17 protein-coding genes are annotated in these 18,445 nt (G+C 66.7%); 14 read left to right on the forward strand and 3 right to left on the reverse strand.

Annotation, left to right across the window (positions count from 1 at the left end):
- Positions 1 to 89: 89 nt before the first annotated feature.
- Positions 90 to 656 (forward strand): hypothetical protein, encoded by a 567-nt coding sequence (locus tag ACIQ6O_RS03765; protein ID WP_396206445.1) that lies wholly within the window; start codon positions 90 to 92, stop codon positions 654 to 656.
- A 252-nt stretch (positions 657 to 908) separates the two neighbouring features.
- Here ACIQ6O_RS03765 and ACIQ6O_RS03770 read toward each other — a convergent pair whose 3' ends face one another.
- The 3 genes from ACIQ6O_RS03770 to argR form a co-directional block, all read right to left on the reverse strand.
- A complete protein-coding gene (locus ACIQ6O_RS03770; protein ID WP_396206446.1) occupies positions 909 to 1,604 on the reverse strand; it encodes an HAD family hydrolase in 696 nt (231 codons plus the stop codon).
- On the reverse strand, positions 1,601 to 2,995 hold the full coding sequence (gene argH / locus ACIQ6O_RS03775) for an argininosuccinate lyase (RefSeq protein WP_396206447.1): 1,395 nt from the start codon (positions 2,993 to 2,995) through the stop codon (positions 1,601 to 1,603). The genes ACIQ6O_RS03770 and argH overlap by 4 nt, the downstream gene beginning before the upstream one ends.
- Before the next feature lie 226 nt (positions 2,996 to 3,221).
- Positions 3,222 to 3,695: an arginine repressor gene (gene argR / locus ACIQ6O_RS03780; protein ID WP_396206448.1), complete on the reverse strand. Its 474-nt coding sequence runs from the start codon at positions 3,693 to 3,695 to the stop codon at positions 3,222 to 3,224.
- Between the two features lie 218 nt (positions 3,696 to 3,913).
- Between argR and argC the strand changes: the two genes are divergently transcribed.
- The 13 genes from argC (at position 3,914) to ACIQ6O_RS03845 (ending at position 18,197) form a co-directional block, all read left to right on the forward strand.
- Positions 3,914 to 4,933 carry an N-acetyl-gamma-glutamyl-phosphate reductase gene (gene argC / locus ACIQ6O_RS03785; RefSeq protein WP_396206449.1) on the forward strand — a complete coding sequence of 340 codons (1,020 nt, stop codon included), beginning with the start codon at positions 3,914 to 3,916 and terminating at the stop codon, positions 4,931 to 4,933.
- Between the two features lie 299 nt (positions 4,934 to 5,232).
- Positions 5,233 to 6,009, forward strand: coding sequence for an acetylglutamate kinase (argB, locus tag ACIQ6O_RS03790; protein WP_396206450.1), 777 nt, complete (start codon positions 5,233 to 5,235; stop codon positions 6,007 to 6,009).
- Positions 6,010 to 6,014: 5 nt separating this feature from the next.
- Complete coding sequence (locus tag ACIQ6O_RS03795) at positions 6,015 to 7,235, forward strand: aspartate aminotransferase family protein (RefSeq protein WP_396206451.1); 1,221 nt, start codon at positions 6,015 to 6,017, stop codon at positions 7,233 to 7,235.
- 308 nt (positions 7,236 to 7,543) lie between these two features.
- The gene (locus tag ACIQ6O_RS03800; protein WP_396206452.1) at positions 7,544 to 8,200 is read left to right on the forward strand and encodes an FMN-binding negative transcriptional regulator; all 657 of its coding nucleotides are present in this window, start codon (positions 7,544 to 7,546) and stop codon (positions 8,198 to 8,200) included.
- A gap of 851 nt (positions 8,201 to 9,051) precedes the next feature.
- The gene (locus ACIQ6O_RS03805) at positions 9,052 to 10,674 is read left to right on the forward strand and encodes an alkaline phosphatase family protein (protein ID WP_396206453.1); all 1,623 of its coding nucleotides are present in this window, start codon (positions 9,052 to 9,054) and stop codon (positions 10,672 to 10,674) included.
- A 6-nt stretch (positions 10,675 to 10,680) separates the two neighbouring features.
- Positions 10,681 to 11,271, forward strand: a complete 591-nt coding sequence (locus tag ACIQ6O_RS03810) for a hypothetical protein (protein ID WP_396206454.1) — start codon at positions 10,681 to 10,683, stop codon at positions 11,269 to 11,271.
- Positions 11,272 to 11,524: 253 nt separating this feature from the next.
- Entirely contained in the window at positions 11,525 to 13,657 is a 2,133-nt protein-coding gene (locus ACIQ6O_RS03815; protein WP_396206455.1) for a M20/M25/M40 family metallo-hydrolase, read from the forward strand.
- Between the two features lie 35 nt (positions 13,658 to 13,692).
- Complete coding sequence (locus ACIQ6O_RS03820; protein ID WP_396206456.1) at positions 13,693 to 14,013, forward strand: rhodanese-like domain-containing protein; 321 nt, start codon at positions 13,693 to 13,695, stop codon at positions 14,011 to 14,013.
- Positions 13,985 to 14,932 carry an alpha/beta hydrolase gene (locus ACIQ6O_RS03825; protein ID WP_396206457.1) on the forward strand — a complete coding sequence of 316 codons (948 nt, stop codon included), beginning with the start codon at positions 13,985 to 13,987 and terminating at the stop codon, positions 14,930 to 14,932. Before ACIQ6O_RS03820 ends, ACIQ6O_RS03825 begins: the two co-directional genes overlap by 29 nt.
- A gap of 56 nt (positions 14,933 to 14,988) precedes the next feature.
- Entirely contained in the window at positions 14,989 to 15,762 is a 774-nt protein-coding gene (locus ACIQ6O_RS03830; RefSeq protein WP_396206458.1) for an acyl-CoA desaturase, read from the forward strand.
- 3 nt (positions 15,763 to 15,765) lie between these two features.
- Positions 15,766 to 16,044 (forward strand): oxidative damage protection protein, encoded by a 279-nt coding sequence (locus ACIQ6O_RS03835; protein WP_396206459.1) that lies wholly within the window; start codon positions 15,766 to 15,768, stop codon positions 16,042 to 16,044.
- An 818-nt stretch (positions 16,045 to 16,862) separates the two neighbouring features.
- Positions 16,863 to 17,378 carry a MarR family winged helix-turn-helix transcriptional regulator gene (locus tag ACIQ6O_RS03840; RefSeq protein WP_396206460.1) on the forward strand — a complete coding sequence of 172 codons (516 nt, stop codon included), beginning with the start codon at positions 16,863 to 16,865 and terminating at the stop codon, positions 17,376 to 17,378.
- A 306-nt stretch (positions 17,379 to 17,684) separates the two neighbouring features.
- Positions 17,685 to 18,197 (forward strand): YceI family protein, encoded by a 513-nt coding sequence (locus tag ACIQ6O_RS03845; protein ID WP_396206461.1) that lies wholly within the window; start codon positions 17,685 to 17,687, stop codon positions 18,195 to 18,197.
- Positions 18,198 to 18,445: the final 248 nt, after the last annotated feature.

The raw sequence follows: 18,445 nt of genomic DNA on the forward strand, positions 1-18,445 counted from the left end.
GTGTACGACCAGTTCAGGCCAACAGCGCGCCTCACCATCGGCTACGCGTTCCGCTGAGACGGTCGCTTTACCACTCACCATCTTCCGTCATGCCCCTGCTTCGCCGCACGCTCGCCGCATGTGCCCTCGGCCTCACGGCGGTCACTGCCCTGTCGACGACGGCGCAGGCGCAGGCGGGCCCCTCGCGCATCGTGGCGATCAACCCGTTCCTGCCACTCGTGGGCTCGTTCCAGGCGGAGTTCGAGAAGAAGCTGCAGGATAATCTCTCAGTGGCCGTGTCGGCCTCGCACATCGCGCTCCGCGGCGACGACAGCAATCGCCTGACCAACGCCGACGTGAAACTGCGGCTCTACCCAGCTGAACGCGCCCTCGAGGGGTTCGGCATCGCCGCGGGTGTGGGCGTGGGCCATCAGTCGGCGGTACAGTACCTGGACTGTCTCGCCGCGAACGAACCATGCCGTGATACGCGCGCGACACGAACGGGTCCGGCCTTTTCCGTGGAGATGCAGTATCAGTGGCTGCTGGGCAAGAACCAGCACACGGCCGTCTCTGCGGGCGGTGGGGCCAAGCGCTATTTCATTTCGAATACGGCGAATGGCAACTTCAACGAGTTCATGCCGACGCTGCGGCTCACGATAGGCTACGCGTTTCGGTGAGACGGCGGGGGTAACGGCGGTGGTAACTGCGCTTTAAAAGCAGACGGCAGACGGCAGGAACTACAGCACGCAGTGACGGAGGAATATGGAAAGCGGCGGCCAGCGCTCCGCGCTGCCGCCGATTTCCCTACCGCAAAGGACATCGGGCGCGACCGCAAAGCGGCGCGCCCGTTTTGTTGTACCGCACTCCTCCGTCACTGCGTGCTGTAGTTCCTGCCGTCTGCCGTCTGCTTGTAGTCGTCCGAAACGATCTCAGCCCACAAACGCCATCAACTCGCGCATATCCCGCACCGTGTGCGCCGCCCCCGCCGCCACGAGTCGCTCCGGCGACACCAGCTCTGCGTACCCGATCACCGTCATCCCGGCCGTGAACGCGCCCTGCACGCCGAGCGGGCTGTCTTCCACCACGAGTGTACGGCGCGGGTCGAAGCCCAGCATCTGCGCGGCGTGCAGAAACAGATCGGGCGCCGGCTTGGGGCGCGCCACATCTACGGCACTAAAGCGGCGGCCTTCGAAACGGGCGAGCAGACCGGTGGCGCCGAGCGTTGTGCGCATCTTCTCGTGCTCGCCGTTGCTCGCCACACCGTAGCCCACACCAGCGGCGTCGAGCGCATCGAGTACCTCCACGATCCCATCGACCGGCGTGACTTCGGTTTCGAGCGCCACTTTCACATCGGCGTAGAACTGCGGCAACAGCGTGTCGGGCGGCGTGCGTCCAAGCTGCTCCGTGACGATCTCGAGGCAGCGCGCCATCGAGTTGCCGAGATACGTCGCGAGCGACTGTTCGGTGGTGGTGGGGAGACCGATCCCCGTGAGCAGCCCCGCCCACACGCGGCTCGTGATGCGCTCGCTGTCCACGAGCACGCCGTCGCAATCGAACAGCACGCCGTCGAAGCGGGTGCCGCCGAAGACGACCCCCGACTTCACCGCCGTGTCGGCCGTGCTCACAGTGCCGGCGCCTGCAGCGCCGTGTGCGCCTGCGCGATCTGCGCCTTCACGGCTTCTGGGCCCGTACCGCCGGCGATGTTGCGAGCGGCGAGCGAGGCCTCGGCGCCGAGCGCATCGCGCGCATCGTCGCCGAACAGTGCATGCGCCGTGCTGAACGCGTCGGCCGGAAGCTCGGTCATCTCGATGCCCGCTTCTTCGGCCTGACGCACGAGCGAACCCACCGCACCGTGTGCTTCACGGAAGGTGGCCCCCTTCTTCACGAGATAGTCGGCGAGGTCGGTGGCCATCATGGCGCTGCTCACCGCCGCACGCATGCGATCACGATTGAAGCGCAGCTCGCTGATGGCGCCCGCCATGGCCGGCAACACGAGGTGCAGCAGGTCTACCGCGTTGAACAGCGCGCGCTTGTCGTCCTGCAGGTCCTTGCTGTAGCCGCTCGGCAGCCCCTTGATCGTGCCCAGGAGCGACACCAGATCGCCCAGCACGCGCGCGCCACTGCCACGCGCGAGCTCGAACACGTCGGGATTGCGCTTCTGCGGCATCATGCTGCTGCCGGTGCTGAAGCCGTCACCGAACTTCACGAAGCCGAATTCGCTCGAGCCGTAGATGATGAGGTCTTCGGCGATCCGCGAGCAGTGCACGGCCGTCATGGTGCACACGAACAGCGTTTCCGCCACGAAGTCCCGATCGCCGGTGGCGTCGATGCTGTTGGGGGAAATGCTCGCGAACTCGAGCTCGTCGCGCAGAATGTCGCGCGGCACCGGGAACGCCGAGCCGGCGATGGCGCCGCTCCCCAGCGGCAGCACCGCCGCATTGCGCATCGCATTGGCAAGACGCACACGATCGCGTTCGAGCGGCCAGAAGTGCGACAGCAGCCAGTGCGCTCCGCTCACCGGCTGCGCGCGCTGCAGGTGCGTGTACGCGGGAAGAATCGCCTCGGCGATCGTCTCGGCCTGCGTGAGCAGCGCCTGCTGCAGGTCGCGAATGGCCGCGTCGAGCTTGCGGCAGGCGTCCATGGTCCACAAGCGCGACGCCGTGGCCACCTGATCGTTTCGCGAACGGCCCGTATGCAGCTTGGAGGCCACCGTGCCCGCCTCTTCATGCAGCAGGCGGTCGATCATGGTATGGATGTCCTCGTCCGTCGCGATCGGCTGCGCGCCATCGGCGATGCGCTGCGCGACTCTATCGAGCCCGCTCCGCAGCTGCTCCGCTTCCTCCGCCGTGAAGACCCCCGCCTTGCTCAGGGCCAGCGCCCAGGCGCGGGAAAGACGCACGTCATGCGGCCACAGGCGGAAGTCGGTGCCGATGGAGCGATTGATGGCGTCGAGCAGAGGCGAGGGGCCGCCGGCGAAGCGACCGCCCCAGAGTTTATGCGTGCCGTCGTTGGACATCAGATGTGAGTTGGTAAGAGATCAGAGGAACTGATCAGGTTTGGATTGCTGGTTCAAGGGTGGGGATGGGTGGCGGGCATCGCGTGAGCTGCGGGGGAGTCTTCAGCTCTCAGCCGTCAGTCGTCGGTGGGAGCGAGGGTAAACCGAAAGCTGAAAACCGAAAGCTGAAAGCTCCCTCGCCTTCACGAGAACCCCGCCCCCGCCCCCCTCTCGCCCAACCGAGACGCTAGTCCCGGATGTACGCCCCCAGCTTCCGCAGCACTCGCTCTCTCCCCTCCTCGCTCCGGCAGATGATCAGCACCGTATCATCGCCGGCGATGGTTCCGGCCACGTCCGGCCACTCGAGCTGATCGAGCACCTCGGCGACCGGCTGGGCGCCGCTCTTCATGGTGCGGGCGACGACGAGCACCTGCACCCCCTCCACTCCCGTGAGGAGTTCGGGGAGCATCCGTTCGAGGCGGGCGAGCGCTTCAGCCTTGGCGCCGCTGCCGTTGCCGCTCTCGGGGAAGGCATAGCGCGACCGTCCCTGGCTATCGGGGATACGGGCCAGGCGCAGCTCCCGCAGGTCGCGCGACAGCGTGGATTGCGTCACGTCCCACCCGCGCGTGGCGAGCTGTCGTCGCAATTCCTCTTGGCTGGCCACGGGATGGGCCGTGACGATGTCGCGGATGACCGCGTGCCGCTCGTGTTTGTCGCTCACTCGGGACCCTCGAGGCGCGGAGGAGGGGAGGCGCGGGGATCAATGACACTGACCCCTTGATCCTCACTCACCACCAGTGTTGGTACGGTGCCGAACGACTCACCCCGACGTGCCGGTAACGGATTGTCGGAGCGAATTGACAGCGCCCGTTTGCAAAATTATGCATTAAGACTGCATAAAACGCCGTTCCGAATCAACCGTCTTCCGTTACGTCGATCGTGCCCGAGTCTTCTGCCAATCCGACCTATCGTGTGGGGGTGCTGGGCGCGTCCGGTTATTCCGGCCGCGAACTGTGCACGCTCATCATGGGGCATCCGCACCTTGAGTTGGCCTTCGCCACGGCCAACACGCAGCGTGGTACCACGCTGCGCGTGCGGGCCAACGGGCGCGTGCACGACGTCTCGCTCGTGGCGCCGGAGGCGGCGGATCTCGCCGGGGTCGATCTCGTCTTCGCAGCGTTGCCGCATGGGGCGAGCGCCGAGTGGATTGCGAAGGTGATTGCGGCCGGCACGAAGGTGGTGGACCTGTCGAGTGATCTGCGCCCCGGCCACGGCGGCGTGACGCACGCGTTGCCCGCCGGTGTGCCGAGCGATGCGCCATATGGTATGCCGGAGCTGTTCCGCGCCGATATGCAGGGGGCGAGTGTGGTGGCCAATCCCGGCTGCTACGCCACGAGCATCCTCGTGGCGCTCGCCCCGCTGGCCAAGGCGGGGCTCATCGCCCCCGGTGGCACGGTGAGCATCGCGAGTGCGAGCGGCGTGAGCGGCGCGGGTGCGAGCCCCAAGCTCGAGCTGCTCTTTGCCGAGGTGACGGAGGATTTCCGCGCCTACGGCGTGGGCAATTCGCATCGTCATCTGTTCGAGATGCGCGCCACGCTGCAGCGCTTGGGTGCCGACTGCGACCTGCTCTTCACGCCGCATCTGCTGCCGGTGGACCGTGGCATTCTCAGCACGATCACCGTGCCGCTGTCACGCGACATCGACGATGCACTCGAGCCCTATCGCGCGGCGTACGCCGAGGAACCATTCGTGGAGCTCACCACCGGGCTCCCGAGTCTCGCCGACGTGCAGCACCGCAACGTGGTGCGCATCGGGGCCGTGAAGCCCACGGGCATGCGAACGCCCACGCTGCTCGTGTTCAGCGCCATCGACAATCTGGTGAAGGGCGCGGCGGGGCAGGCGGTGCAGAACGCCAACCTCATGCTGGGGCTCGACGAGAGGCTTGGGTTGCAGATGTAGGGGTGTGCGACAAACAGCAGACGGCAGACGGCAGGAACTACAGCACGCAGACGGGAGGAATAGGGAAGGACATTGCGGTCGCGGCCGCTGCGCGGCGCGCCCGATGGCCTTGGTCCCGATGTGTGCGAAGATCTCCGCCGTAGTCCCGATGCGTCGTTGTTCAAATCGAAGCCGCGCGCAGCGCCGGCTTCGCAAAGTTCCTCCGCATTCCTCCCGTGCTGCTCACTGTAGTTCCTGCCGTCTGCCGTCTGCTTGAAGTCGCACACACCACACTCAGCCCCTAAACCTCAAGACTCGCCATGATCTGTATCAAGCTCGGCGGCCGCACCCAGAACGACCTACTCCTCCCGCAGGCGATCGCTGCCCTCTGGCACGCGACCGGCGGCAAGGTGGTGGTCGTGCACGGCGGCGGTGATCAGATCAGCGCGCTGCAGCGGCTGCGCGGTGAGGAGCCGGTGTTCATTGGTGGGCGTCGTGTCACTACCGATACGGCGCTGGAGCTGGTGCGCATGGTGCTGAGCGGGCTTGCCAACAAGCAGATGGTGAGCGCGCTGGTGGCGGCGGGGGCCCCGGCGGTGGGGATCAGCGGGGAGGACGCCGCGCTGCTGCGCGCCACGCCTATCGACACGGCGCAGTTCGGGCACAGCGGCACGCCGGCGAGTGTGAACCCGGGCGTGGTGCACGCGTTGCTTGGGCAAGGCTATCTGCCCGTGATCTCCCCGGTGGCTGCGCGTGAGAACGGTAGTGAAGCTGGTGCGTACAATGTGAACGGTGACGACGCGGCCGCGGCGATCGCGGCGGCCATCGGTGCCACCGAGCTGTTCCTGATGGCCGATGTTCCGGGCGTGCTCGATGGCGACAAGCAGCGCATCGAGACGCTCACGCTCGACGATGCGCGTGCGCTGGTGGCCAGCGGCGTGGCGGGTGGCGGCATGGCCGCCAAGTTGGACGCCTGCGCGATGGCGCTGGCGGGTGGTGTGACCCGGGTGCGGATCGGAGATCTCGCCGCACTCACCGTCCCCGAGGCGGGGACCGCGATCGTGGCGCGTGTGGACGCCACGGATTCTTCCAGATAGCTGCCATGACTTCGACGATGCTTCCGCCCGCGGCTCCGGCGCCCACGCCGGCCGCCCCCGCTCCGCTGCCCGCCATTTTGGGCACGTACAAGCGACAGGCGCCGCTCTTCGTCAAAGGCGACGGCGTCTATATGATCGACGAGACCGGTAAACGGTATCTCGATTTCGTCGCGGGCATCGCCGTCACGTCACTCGGACACAACGACGCGGGCGTGAACGCGGCGGTGCAGGAGGCGCTGTCGGCGGGGCTCATCCACACGTCGAATCTCTACCGCACCGCGCCGGGCGAAGCGCTGGCGCAGTGGTTCGTGGATCACTCGTTCGCGAGCAGCGTGTTCTACGCCAACTCGGGGGCCGAGGCCAATGAAGGCGCGTTCAAGTTCGCGCGCCGCTGGGCCAAGAGCACCGAGCATCCGGCCAAGCACGAGATCATCGCCGTGCGCGGCTCGTTCCACGGTCGCATGCCCGGCACGCTCGCGGCCACCGATCGTCCCGCCTATCGTCTGCCGTTCCGCCCGCTCATGGGTGGCGTGAGCATCGTCGAGCGCGACCTCACCGAACTGAGCGCGGTGCTCGACCCCGAGACGGCGGCCGCGGTGATCGTGGAACCCATCCAGGGTGAAGGTGGCGTGCGCGTGGTGGAGCCGGAGTTCCTGCGCGGGCTGCGTGAGCTCACGCGCGAGCGCAACGTGCTGCTCATCCTCGACGAGATTCAGTGCGGACTCGGCCGCACCGGCAGCTTCTTCGCCTACGAGCAGCTCGGCATCGAGCCCGACATGCTCACCATCGCGAAGCCGCTGGCGAACGGGCTCCCCATCGGCGCGATTCTCGTGAACGACAAGGTCGCGCGCGTGATGCAGCCCGGTGATCACGGCACCACCTTCGGTGGCGGCCCGCTGCTCGCGAATGTGGCGCATCATGTGGTGCAACGCCTCTCCGACCCGGCGCTGCTGCAGCACGTACGCGAAGTGGGCGCGTGGTTCGGCGAGCAGCTGCAGGGGATCGCCGACCGCACCGGCGCCGTGCGCGCCATCCGCGGCAAGGGTCTCATGTGGGGCATGGACGTGCACGAACCCGCCGGCGCCATCATCGGCCGCGCCTTCGACCGCGGCCTGCTGATGGTGAGCGCCGGGGAGCATACGCTGCGCTTTCTGCCGCCTCTCGTCATTTCGCAGGCGGAGCTGGCGGCGGGGCTGGAGATTCTGGAAGCGGCGATGAAGGGGTGACGGCCTGGTCGTCTGGGTGTGGTGTGGTTCACTGGCGTCGTTGAACAGCAGACGGCAGACGGCAGGAACCATAGCACGCAGAACGGGAGGAATGCGGTAGAACAAAACGGGGGCGGCCGCTTCGCGGCGCCCCCGATTTCCTATGCGGTAGGGATATCGGGGCCGCGCGCAGCGCAGGCCCCGGGTTGTTCTACCAAATTCCTCCGTGACTGCTCACTGTAGTTCCTGCCGTCTGCCGTCTGCGTGAAGTCGCACACACCGAACTCGCCCCCACCGAACTCGCCCCCACTGAACTCACCCCCACGCCGATGTACGTCCCCGCCCCCTTCCGCGAGTCCGACCGCGCTACCCTCTACGACTTCATCGAGGCGCATCCGCTCGGCGTGCTCGTTACGGCCATGGCGCACGGCCACGCAGATGCGCCCTACGCGACGCATCTGCCGTTGCATCTCGATCGCGCGGCGGGGGTGCTGCGCGGCCATCTCGCCCGCGCCAATCCGCATGTGGATCGGCTGCGCTCGGCCGCCGGCGCGGAAGTGCCGGGGCTCGTCGCGTTCAGCGGCGCCGAGCATTACATCACGCCTACGTGGTACCCGTCGAAGCAGGAGCACGCGAAAGTGGTCCCCACGTGGAACTACATCGCCGTGCACGTGCAGGGCGCCGTGACCCTGCACGACGACGAGGCGTGGCTCACCACGCACCTCACGCAGCTCACGGACTCCCACGAGGCGTCGCAGGCCCATCCGTGGGCCATGCACGACGCGCCCGCCGACTATCTCGCCGCCCAGATGCGCGCGATCGTGGGCGTGACGGTGCGCATCGACGCACTCGAGGGAAAGTACAAGGTGAGTCAGAACCGCTCGGACGCGGACATCACCGGGGTGGTGGAGGGGCTGACAGCGATGGACACACCGGCGTCGCGGGTGATGGCGAGCGAGGTGGCAGGGCGGCGGCCGGTGCGTTGATGGTGGATGGTGGATGGTGGATGGTGGTGCGTGCGGGCGGTTGGTGCAACAGCAGACGGCAGACGGCAGGAACGACAGCACGCAGTTTCGGAGGAATATGGAAAGCGGCGGTCGGCGCTACGCGCCGCCGCCGATTTCCCAACCGCAAAGGATATCGGGCGCGACCGCACAGCGGCGCGCCCGTTTTGTTGCACCGCATTCCTCCGTGACTGCGTGCTGTCGTTCCTGCCGTCTGCCGTCTGCTTTTCGATCGCAGTTGGAAACGCAGTTGGAAACGCAGCGGGACACGCAGTGAGGTACGCTGCAAAAAACGCAGGCACTCCCGCCACTAGTGCATTCCACAACTTTGCACAATATTCACCTCGCCATCACGTGCCTCCGTGATCGGTGCGGGATCCACGCGGTGCACTCGCGTGATGCGTCCGCGATGTGCACCAGCCCGCGTGGCTGATTCATCGGTGGTGTAGTCCCTGTCCTGGCGCGTCGATCCGGCGACGCGCATGAGGCCGGACGGGACGCCGATGAATGCGATGGTGCGGTGTAGGGCGTGATCGCGTGTGCGACTTCCTGCAGACGGCAGACGGCAGGAACCACAGTTCGCAGTGAGCAGGAATTCGGAAGAACGGGCGCGCCGCTGTGCGGTCGCGCCCGATTTCCTTTGCGGTCAGGAAATCGGCGGCGGCGCGTAGCGCCGACCGCCGCTTTCCATATTCCTCCCTCACTGCGTGCTGTCGTTCCTGCCTTCTGCCGTCTGTGGTGTGTCGCCCACACGCGACTTGCCCCGGCAGTTCGTCGCACACCCGTGACGCCACCCCACCCGCCAACTGGACCCGCCGCGCTAAATTCCCCCCATGACCTCTCGCGCTCTCGCCGCCGCCCTCGCGCTCGCGTTGCCCTCCATCGCCGCCGCGCAGCAGAAGCCCCCCGCCAAGCCCACGCTCGTCGTCCAGATCACCATCGACCAGCTGCGCCCCGACTATCTCGATAAGTGGGCGCCCCAGTTCACCGGCGGGCTCAAGCGACTCCTGCAGCAGGGCGCGTTCTTCACGCAGGCCTACCACGAGCACGCCACCACCGAAACCGCGCCGGGACACGCGACGCTCTGGTCGGGACGCACGCCGGCGCACACCAACATCGTCATCAACGACCTCGGCGTCGCCGACGCGCAGATGCCGCTGCTCCTCGGACGCGGCGGCGGCGCCTCGCCGTGGCGGTTCCGCGGCAGCGCCCTTTTCGATTGGATCCGCGCCCGCGACCAGTTCTCGCGCGCGCTCTCCGTCTCGCGCAAGGATCGCGGCGCCATCCTGCCGCTCGGCAAGGCCAAGCAGCAGGTGTACTGGTACGGGCTCGATGGCCGCTTCACCACCAGCCGCTACTACGCCGACACGCTCCCCACGTGGGTGCAGCAGTTCAATGCGCGTGATCTCGGTGCCCAGTACCTCGGCAAGACCTGGACGCCGCTCCTCGCCGATGCCGCGTATCCCGAGAAGGACAGCGTCGCCTACGAGCACGAGGGCAAGGACATCGCCTTCCCGCACGCGCTCGGTACCGATCGTCGTCGCGGCCTCGATTCGCTGACGAGCTTCCCGTGGATGGACGAGTTCACCGTCGACATGGCGCTCGCCGGCGTGCAGGCCATGGACCTCGGCAAGGGCCCCACCACCGACGTCCTCGCGCTGTCGCTCAGCTCCACCGATGCGGTGGGACACGCGTGGGGCCCCGACTCGAAGGAACTGCATGATCAGGTGCTGCGCGTCGACCGCGCGCTCGGCCGGTTCATCGACTCGCTGTACACGCTCCGCGACTCCAGTCGTATCGTCTTCGCGCTTGGCGCCGATCACGGCGTGACGCCGTATCCCGAAGCCGCCTTCCCCGGCGCCAATCCCGATCGCGGCCGCGTGGATGTGCGCCCGGTCATCGATGCGGCGCGGAGTAGCCTGGTGGCCCGCGGGCTCGAAACCGACGCGCTCAACTACCAGGACAAGATGCTCATGGTGGATCGTCGCCGATTCGCGGCGGCCGGTATCGATGCTGACTCCACCATCGAAAGCGTGCGCGCGGCACTGCTCAAGCTGCCCGGTATGGCCGCCGTGTACCGCGTGCGCGACCTCCCCCGGCTCGCCGCCACCGACAAGATCGCGCGCCGCTGGCTCAACGCACTCCCCGCCGACATGCAGGTGGCCCTCGCGGTCACCTTCAAGGAGGGTTACTACGTCACCACCACGCGCTACGCCACGCACGGCATGCCGCATGACCTCGACGCGCACATCCCCGTGCTCTTCATGGGGCCGGGCGTGAAGCCGGGGCGCTACACCATGCCCATCCGCTCGGTCGACGTGGCGCCCACGCTGGCCGAACTCGCGCAGGTCATGCCGTTCGAGGTGATCGATGGTCGGGTACTTACCCAGGCGCTTATCAGCGCACCGCGCACGGCGGGCCGCGCCAAGGATCAGATGAAGGGGTCGCGCCGTTAATCGGTCATGACCGGTCTAGATCGAGCCTTCGACGAACTGCGGTTCGGTGGGCAGCGCACGCTCAACTTGCGGGCGCTGCAGCCCACCGCCCTGCAAGCCACGCACCTCGCCGAACGGTGGTTGCGCGAGCAGCAGGTGCTCGGCGCCGACGAAGCGCTGATCATCACCGGTCGAGGCAACAACAGCATCGACGGGTATTCGCCGGTCCGCGAGTCGATCGTGAAGCTGCTCCCGTCGCTCCGGCGCCGGAACGTGATCGCGGGGTACGCCGAGCATACGCCGGGCTCGTTCGTGGTGACGTTCGCACCGGTGAAGGCGCTGTTCGAGGCGCCCAAGCGACGCCGCGAAAAGCCGGCGCCCGCACTACGTCCACCGACCCTCAGCGGCCTGGACGAGGAAACGGTGAAGCAGCTGCGCGATCTCGCCGTGATGTCGCTCGCTGTGCTCGGCATCAATGCCCCGACGCGCGCACAGCTCGAGGACGAAATGCTGCGCCAGTTCGGCGCGCTCTCCGCGGCGCTCCCCGATGGGGCCGATCGGGAGGCGCTGTTGCAACAGGCGCTGTTGCGGGCGGCCGAGGAATACGAGGCGGGATAACGATGCACCACCCCCGACCCTGAACGCACGACCCGTCATGCACCACGCACGACCCTCGACCCACGACCCTCGACCCACGACCCAAGACACTCTACGGGCACGTGTCAGTCGCGCGATCGGATGTACGACTGCCAGCACCTCCGTTCAGGGTTGAGCGTCGTGAGTGTAGGGTGAAGGGTGCGTGCGAAGCGGCCATGGCGAGATACATTCCACCGTCCCCTTCGCCCGCTTCACGCACTCCTCGGAGTTGTCCGTGTCCCTCCGTCGTTGCCTCCTTGCCGGCCTGACGTTCGGCGCCGCCGCGCCCGTCGCGGCCCAGCAGCTCCCCAGCATTCCCGGCTACTCGCCGGCCGCCTCGTACGCGCAGCGCCAGCTCGAGCAGGCAGCGATCGCCGGGCCGCTCGCCTCGCGCGCGAAGACGAACTCGGCGGAGCTGTCGAAGGAACCGCACGTGGCGGGCACCGCCGCGCAGAAGCGCACGGCCGACTACGTGATCGCGCAGATGAAGGCCATGGGGCTCGAGACCGAGCTCCGCACGTATGATGTGTGGCTACCGCATGCCACCGAGGTGAAAATCACCAGGTTCGGGCGTGACACGCAGGCGCTCGACCTGGTGGAACCGGGGATCGCCGGCGACAAGGCGACGCAGCTGCCGCAGTATCTCACCGTGAACGGATCGAGCGGCGCAGGGGTGGGCGAAGGCGAGGTGGTGTTCGTCAACTTCGGCCTCATCGAAGACTACGCCACACTCGACTCACTCGGCGTGAGCGTAAAGGGCAAGGTGGTGCTGGCGCGCTATGGCCGCAGCTTCCGCGGCATCAAGGCGCGCGAGGCGGAAAAGCGCGGCGCGGTGGCGGTGCTCATTTATACGGACCCGCTCGACGACGGCTTCGTGGCGGGCGATGTGTATCCCGAAGGGCCCATGCGTCCGCTCGAGGGCGTACAGCGCGGTAGTGTGTTCAACGGCGCCGGCGATCCGCTGACGCCGGGTATTCCCAGCAAGCCTGGTGTCCCGCGTCTCAAGCCCGAAGACACCGCGCTGCCGCGCATTCCCGTGGTGCCCATCAGCGCCGCCAACGCGCAGCGCATTCTCGATGGCGTGCGCGGCACCGACATTCCGCGCGGGTGGCAGGGGGGCATGGCGCTGCGCTACCACGTGGGGCCCGGCCCGGTGACGCTGCGCGTGGAAGTGCGCACCGACGCCGCCACCAACGGTACCAAGGCGATTCACAACACGCTGGGCTATCTGCGCGGCAGCCAGTTCCCCGAGCAGTACGTGTACATCGGTGCGCACCGCGACTCGTGGGGGCCCGGCGCGGCCGACAACATCAGCGGCACGGTAAGCGTGCTCGAAGCCGCCGCCGCGCTCGCCGACATGGCGAAGAAGGGACAGCGCCCCAAGCGTACCATCGTGTTCGCCACCTGGGATGCCGAAGAGTGGGGGCTCGTGGGGAGCAGCGAGTACGTGGAAGACGATTCGCTGCGGCTCAAGAAGGGCGCGGTGGCCTATCTCAATCAGGACGTATCAGCGCAGGGCAGCTCGTTCGGCGGCGGCGGCAGCCCCAGCATGCGCAGCACGCTGCGTGACGTGGTGAAGAGCGTGCCCGACCCCAAGGGGCGCGGCAGTGTGTATCAGGCGTGGCGTCTCACGACGGGCACGCGTGTCGATTCGCTCGAGCCGGCCATGGGTGATCCGGGCGGCGGCAGCGACTTCGCGGGCTTCTACAACCACCTCGGTATCCCCACTGCCGACTGGGGTTTCGGCGGACCAGCCGGCACCTACCACTCGGCCTACGACACCTTCGATTGGATGGAGCGCTTCGGCGACCCCGGCTTCCTCTATCACGCGGCGTCGGGGCGCATTGGCGCGGCATTCGCGCTGCGGCTGGCCAACGCCGAAGTGCTGCCGTACGACTATACGGAGTTCGCGCAGACCATGCGCCGCTATCTCACGCCGGTGGAACGCGGCCTGACGCAGAAGGGGTGGAGCACCGCGCCGGTGAAATCCATCGCGGCCGGCATCACGACACTGGAAACGGCGGCCAAGGCGTGGGCGACGGCACGCGACGCGGCGCTCGCCGGCGGTGTGGTTGCCGCGCAGACCACGGCGGCCAACACGGCGCTGTTGCAGGTGGAGCGCAGCTTCGCGCGCGACACGGGACTCAAGAGTCGTCCGTGGTATCGTACGCTCATCTACGCGAGCGACGTGGACAACGGCTACTCGAGCATGGTGTTCCCTGGCGTGAACGAAGCGATCCGCTACGGCACCGAGGCAGACACGAACGAAGAGATCGCCGATCTCGTTAGACGGTTCGAGGCCGCGGCCAAGGCCCTCGATGCGGCGCGCGCGGCGCTGGCGGCGAAGCCCGTGCCGGCGAAGAAGTAGCGGTTTACCAACAACACCGAGTCCGAGTATCCATCGTGGTCGATCACAAGACAGTGCAGGAAATCGCGGCGATGCTGCAGGGCGACAATCCGCCGCACATCATCGACGTGCGGGAGCAGTGGGAGTGGGACATCGCGCATCTCGAGGGGAGTGAGCTCATTCCGCTCTCGTCGCTGCCGGCGCGGGTGCACGCGCTGGACACGGCGCGCACGTACGCGATGCTCTGTCACCACGGCATGCGCAGCGAGATGGCGGCCAACTGGATGGCGCAGCACGGGTTCACGTCGCTCATCAACATCGATGGTGGCATCGATGCGTGGAGCGAAGATGTCGACCCCTCGCTGCCGCGGTACTGAGTTGTCTGTCGCCGGCCCGCTGCTTGTCGGGGCGGCGGTCGCGCTGGGGGCCGTCGGCGTTCTGACCCGATGGCGCGCACGGGTGGCGCGCCGATTCGAGGCCGGCGATCTGGCGCGTCGCCCGCGTGACGCCAACGGCGTGGTGGTGGGCGCCGCGGCGTTCCGGCTGGAGCACGCCGGCAGCGACCGCGCGGTGCTGGTGCTGCACGGCTTCAACGACACGCCGCAAAGCATGCGCCATCTGGCCACGCGGCTTTACGCGGCCGGGTACACCGTGCATGTGCCGCGGCTGCCGGGGCACGGCGGGTCGCTGCGCGAACTGGCCGCATACGCCCGCGCCCCCCGCTGGCGCCGGGCAACCGAACGGGCGCTGGCCGACCTCCGGCGTACCCACCGGTACGTGTTCGTGTGCGGCCAGAGCATGGGCGGCGCCCTCACGGTGGAGCTCGCCGCCAGGCACCCGGACCTGCCGGCCATCGCGCTGCTCGCGCCGTTCATCGGGCTCGACCCGGCCATGGCGCGCCAGTTCAGGCTGGCGCGGCTCAGCCCGGTGCCGTATCTCCGCTCCCCTGGCGGTGAACGCTCCATCCATGACCCCGAGGCCCGACGGCAGGCGCTCGGTCCGGGCATCGTCACCGGCCGGGCGCTGCTGGCGCTGCGTGATGTGGCGCTGCGTGCGGAATCGCTACTTTCGCGCATGAAGGTGCCCTGCCTGTACGTGCAGTCGGTGCACGACAACCGGGTGTCGGAAGCGTTCGGTTTGCGTCACTACAAAGCCATTTCTGCGACTCTAAAGAAGCAGTTGTGGCTATCTGGCAGCGGTCACATCATTTCCGCCGATTACGAGAAGGACGTGGTGGCGGACGCGGTGATCGCGTGGTTCGGGGACGCGTTGGCACGGATCTCCCGCAGCGGCTAGCTTCTAGGGCTGGCCCCGTGGCGGGCTGGTTCGTTCGATCCACGTTTGGAGAGTTCATGCCCGAGTTCGGTAGCTGGGCGAGCGATTGGTGGAAGCCGGTCGTCTTCGTCCTTGTCGCTGGTCACCTCACGAACATCTGCGTCACCCTGTTCCTGCACCGGTCGCAGACGCACCGCAGCGTGTCGTTTCACGCGCTGGTCGAGCTGCCGATGCGGGTGTGGCTGTGGCTGACCACGGCCACGAAGACCAAGGAGTGGGTGGCCTGCCATCGCAAGCATCACGCGTTCGCCGACCGTGAGGGCGACCCGCACAGCCCGGTCGTCGCGGGGCTTCGCAACATCCTCCTCAAGGGCGCCTTCTACTATCGCAACGCGGTGCGGCAGCCGGGCATGCTGGAGAAGTACGGCAAGGGCACGCCCGACGACTTCCTCGAGCGTCATCTGCTCGACCGGCGTTCCAATCTGGGCATCTTCCTGATGCTCGCCATCAACATCTGGCTCTTCGGCTGGTTCATCGGCCCCGTGGTGTGGGGCGTTCAGATGATCTGGATCCCCTTCTGGGCGGCCGGCATCATCAACGGCGTGGGCCATGCCCTCGGCTACCGCAACCACGACGTGAAGGATGAAAGCCGCAACATCACGCCGATCGCGATCATCGTGGCCGGCGAAGAACTGCACAACAACCACCACGCCGATCCGCATAGCGCGAAGTTCGCGCACCGCTGGTTCGAGTTCGATATCGGGTGGATGTACATCAAACTGCTGTCGCTCTTCGGGCTGGCCGAAGTGAAGTACGCGCGCGTCGGCGCGCATGTCCGCGTGGCGGAGTAACCCATGGCTGATGTGACTTGTACCCGTTGCGCGACCACGCGCGAAGGCTTCGAACGTCCCCCGTTTCCTGGCGCGATCGGGCAGCGCATCATCGGGGAGATCTGCAAGGATTGCTGGGGCCAGTGGCTCAAGCAGCAGACCATGCTCATCAACCACTACGGGCTGAACGTGATGGACCCGCAGGCGCGAACGTTCCTTACGCGCAACATGGAGGCCTTCCTCTTCAAGGCCGGCCAGACGGACGACGTGGACACGACCAAGCAGGGGACCATCACCTACTGAGTTGGTCCGTCCCTCCTTTCGGGTGAAAAAGAGAAAAGGGGAAAGGGAGAAAAGGAGGCATCACATAGCCTCTCCTTTTCTCCCTTTCCCCTTTTCTCCCAATATCAGTTCCCCCTTTCTCCGATTCTCCGCGCAGCGATACGAAGGGGGCAAGGCAAAACGCCCCTGCCGAAGACATTCGGCGGGGGCGTTCTCGTTCGCGGGTGGTGGTACCGTCGCGATAACCGTGTCCTGCGAGCACCGGGGGAGCGGTGCTCCGGTCGCTGCGAATGCTTCCTACGTTCGACTCAGTTCACGCCGGCGATGTACCGCGCGAGGCGGCCACAGCTGGTGCATTTGAGCGTCACGTGCGAGTGGGGCTGCGGCGGGGCTTGCGCCGGGTCTCGCATGATCTGCCCTTCACAGCTCGGGCAGCTCAGGGGAAGTCCGGTACGGTCTGCTGCGATCAAATGCAGCGCCTGTGCCGGGTTGTACGTGTTCGGACGGGGCTTGCGCATCACGCCTCCTCACGGAAAGAGCGCGGCCATAGGGGAGTGTTGGCCTGCGCGTGAAAGGTACAAGCGCCTGATTTCTCGCAACACTATTTTAGGTAGTTTTGCGGTATCAACTAACCTTCTTTAATGTAGAATGATGGTTTTTCTCTAGGAACGTTCGGTCCACTATTCTCTTGGACTTTCAGACTTGAACCGAGAGTGCGACAGCTTTTCCAGCGCGGATCGAAATAGTTCCCAGCGAGCTCGTCGGCAGCGGCCGCGGGTCGCCTCGCGCCCCGCGTTTCTCGTGTTACATTTGTTCTTACCACTGAGCCATTCCCACCAATGTCCACCACCGTTCGTCCCCAATCCGACGCTCCTGGCATGCACCCTGAGGCGCATGCCGTAGAGCTCGACCACGCCACCGCCGCCGCCTTGCGGCTTTGGGTGATCATGTCGCGCGCGCACACCGCGGTGGCTGCCCACGCGGCCGCCGACGTGCAGCGGCATGGGCTCACCCTGGCCGAGTTCGGGATTGTGGAGGCGCTGTACCACCGGGGGCCGATGCTGCTGGGCGAGGTGCAGAAGCGCATTCTCGTTTCGAGCGGCGGCATCACCTTCCTGGTGGACCGGCTCGCCGCCAAGGGGCTCGTGGAGCGTCGCAGCTGCGAAACCGACCGCCGCGCGCGCTATGCCGCGCTCACGCCCAAGGGCACGGCCCTCGTGGCCGAGATCTTCCCCAGCCACGCCGCGGTGGTGAAGCAGGCGATGGAAGGGATCAGCCCGGAAGAGCAGGAGCGGGTGGCGGACCAACTGCGAGATATGGGACGCCGAGCGGCCGGGCTTCCGCTGGCTGACTGAGTGCCTGGTCAGCAGATCCGAGAGGTGAGACCGAGAGTCGAAGGGCCAGCGTGAGAAGCGCGCTCGGATAGAGGTGAGAGGCCAGCGATCCAGAAGCGAGAGGTCAGGGTGCACCGCTGACTTCTCACCTCGAGGCCGCTGGCCTCTCGCTTCTATCAAAGCTGACCTCTCAGGCTGCCCGCTCGCTGCTCAGACTCTCCTCGCGGATCTCCCCTTGACGCCCACCCCTGGTCAGATATCTTCCATCTATACGTCTCATTTCTGAGATATCGCCAGACTGTTTAACGTTCTCCCAAGGGGTTCGCCATGAAGTGGGTTCTCGATCCTGCGCATAGCCAGGTGCAGTTCTCCGTGAAGCACCTCGGCATTTCCACCGTCCGCGGCACCTTCGACGCGTTCAGCGGCTCCATCGACGAAGAGAACGGCCAGGCCACCGCCGTCACGGTCGAGATCGATGTGGCGTCGCTCGACACCGGCAACGAGCAGCGCGACGGTCACCTTCGCAGCGCCGACTTCTTCGACGTCGAGAACCACCCCAAGGCCACGTTCGCGCTCACCACGTTCGAGCGCTCGGGCGACGACGTGATCGCGACGGGCGACCTCACCATCCGTGGCACCACCAAGCCCGTCACGCTCAAGGGCGAGATCGGCGGCCCGGCCACCGACCCGTGGGGCAACCAGAAGGTGTCGGCCACGCTCGAGACCAAGATCGCCCGCAAGGAATGGGGCCTCGTCTGGAACGTCGCCCTCGAAGCCGGCGGCGTGCTGGTGTCGGACGATGTGAAGCTTTCCATCGACATTCAGGCGCAGCCGGCGTAACTGGCGTCTGGCGGGCCGGGCGAACTGCCGTCTGCCGTCTGCTGGTGGTCGAACAAGACCAAGCCAGACGCCTCAGTTCTTCCACTCCGCAATGAACAAGTTGGTTTCCCCCGCCTTCGTCGCCCCGCGGTTACTCGCGAAGATCAGCTTCTTCCCGTCCGGGCTGAACATCGGGAACCCGTCGAACTCCGGGTTCGTCGTGATCTGCTTGAGCCCATTGCCGTCGAGCTGCACCGTGTAGAGATCGA

It is taken from the genome of Gemmatimonas sp. (assembly GCF_044345575.1).
GTDB lineage: Bacteria > Gemmatimonadota > Gemmatimonadetes > Gemmatimonadales > Gemmatimonadaceae > Gemmatimonas.

Excerpts from the sequence above, each read along its gene's own strand:
- ACIQ6O_RS03765 (WP_396206445.1), top strand. The coding sequence starts at position 90 with ATGCCCCTGCTTCGCCGCACGCTCGCCGCATGTGCCCTCGGCCTCACG.
- argB (WP_396206450.1), top strand. The coding sequence starts at position 5,233 with ATGATCTGTATCAAGCTCGGCGGCCGCACCCAGAACGACCTACTCCTC.
- ACIQ6O_RS03825 (WP_396206457.1), top strand. The coding sequence starts at position 13,985 with ATGTCGACCCCTCGCTGCCGCGGTACTGAGTTGTCTGTCGCCGGCCCG.
- ACIQ6O_RS03835 (WP_396206459.1), top strand. The coding sequence starts at position 15,766 with ATGGCTGATGTGACTTGTACCCGTTGCGCGACCACGCGCGAAGGCTTC.
- ACIQ6O_RS03795 (WP_396206451.1), top strand. The coding sequence starts at position 6,015 with ATGACTTCGACGATGCTTCCGCCCGCGGCTCCGGCGCCCACGCCGGCC.
- ACIQ6O_RS03830 (WP_396206458.1), top strand. The coding sequence starts at position 14,989 with ATGCCCGAGTTCGGTAGCTGGGCGAGCGATTGGTGGAAGCCGGTCGTC.
- ACIQ6O_RS03800 (WP_396206452.1), top strand. The coding sequence starts at position 7,544 with ATGTACGTCCCCGCCCCCTTCCGCGAGTCCGACCGCGCTACCCTCTAC.
- ACIQ6O_RS03805 (WP_396206453.1), top strand. The coding sequence starts at position 9,052 with ATGACCTCTCGCGCTCTCGCCGCCGCCCTCGCGCTCGCGTTGCCCTCC.
- ACIQ6O_RS03840 (WP_396206460.1), top strand. The coding sequence starts at position 16,863 with ATGTCCACCACCGTTCGTCCCCAATCCGACGCTCCTGGCATGCACCCT.
- argH (WP_396206447.1), bottom strand. The coding sequence starts at position 2,995 with ATGTCCAACGACGGCACGCATAAACTCTGGGGCGGTCGCTTCGCCGGC.
- ACIQ6O_RS03810 (WP_396206454.1), top strand. The coding sequence starts at position 10,681 with ATGACCGGTCTAGATCGAGCCTTCGACGAACTGCGGTTCGGTGGGCAG.
- ACIQ6O_RS03845 (WP_396206461.1), top strand. The coding sequence starts at position 17,685 with ATGAAGTGGGTTCTCGATCCTGCGCATAGCCAGGTGCAGTTCTCCGTG.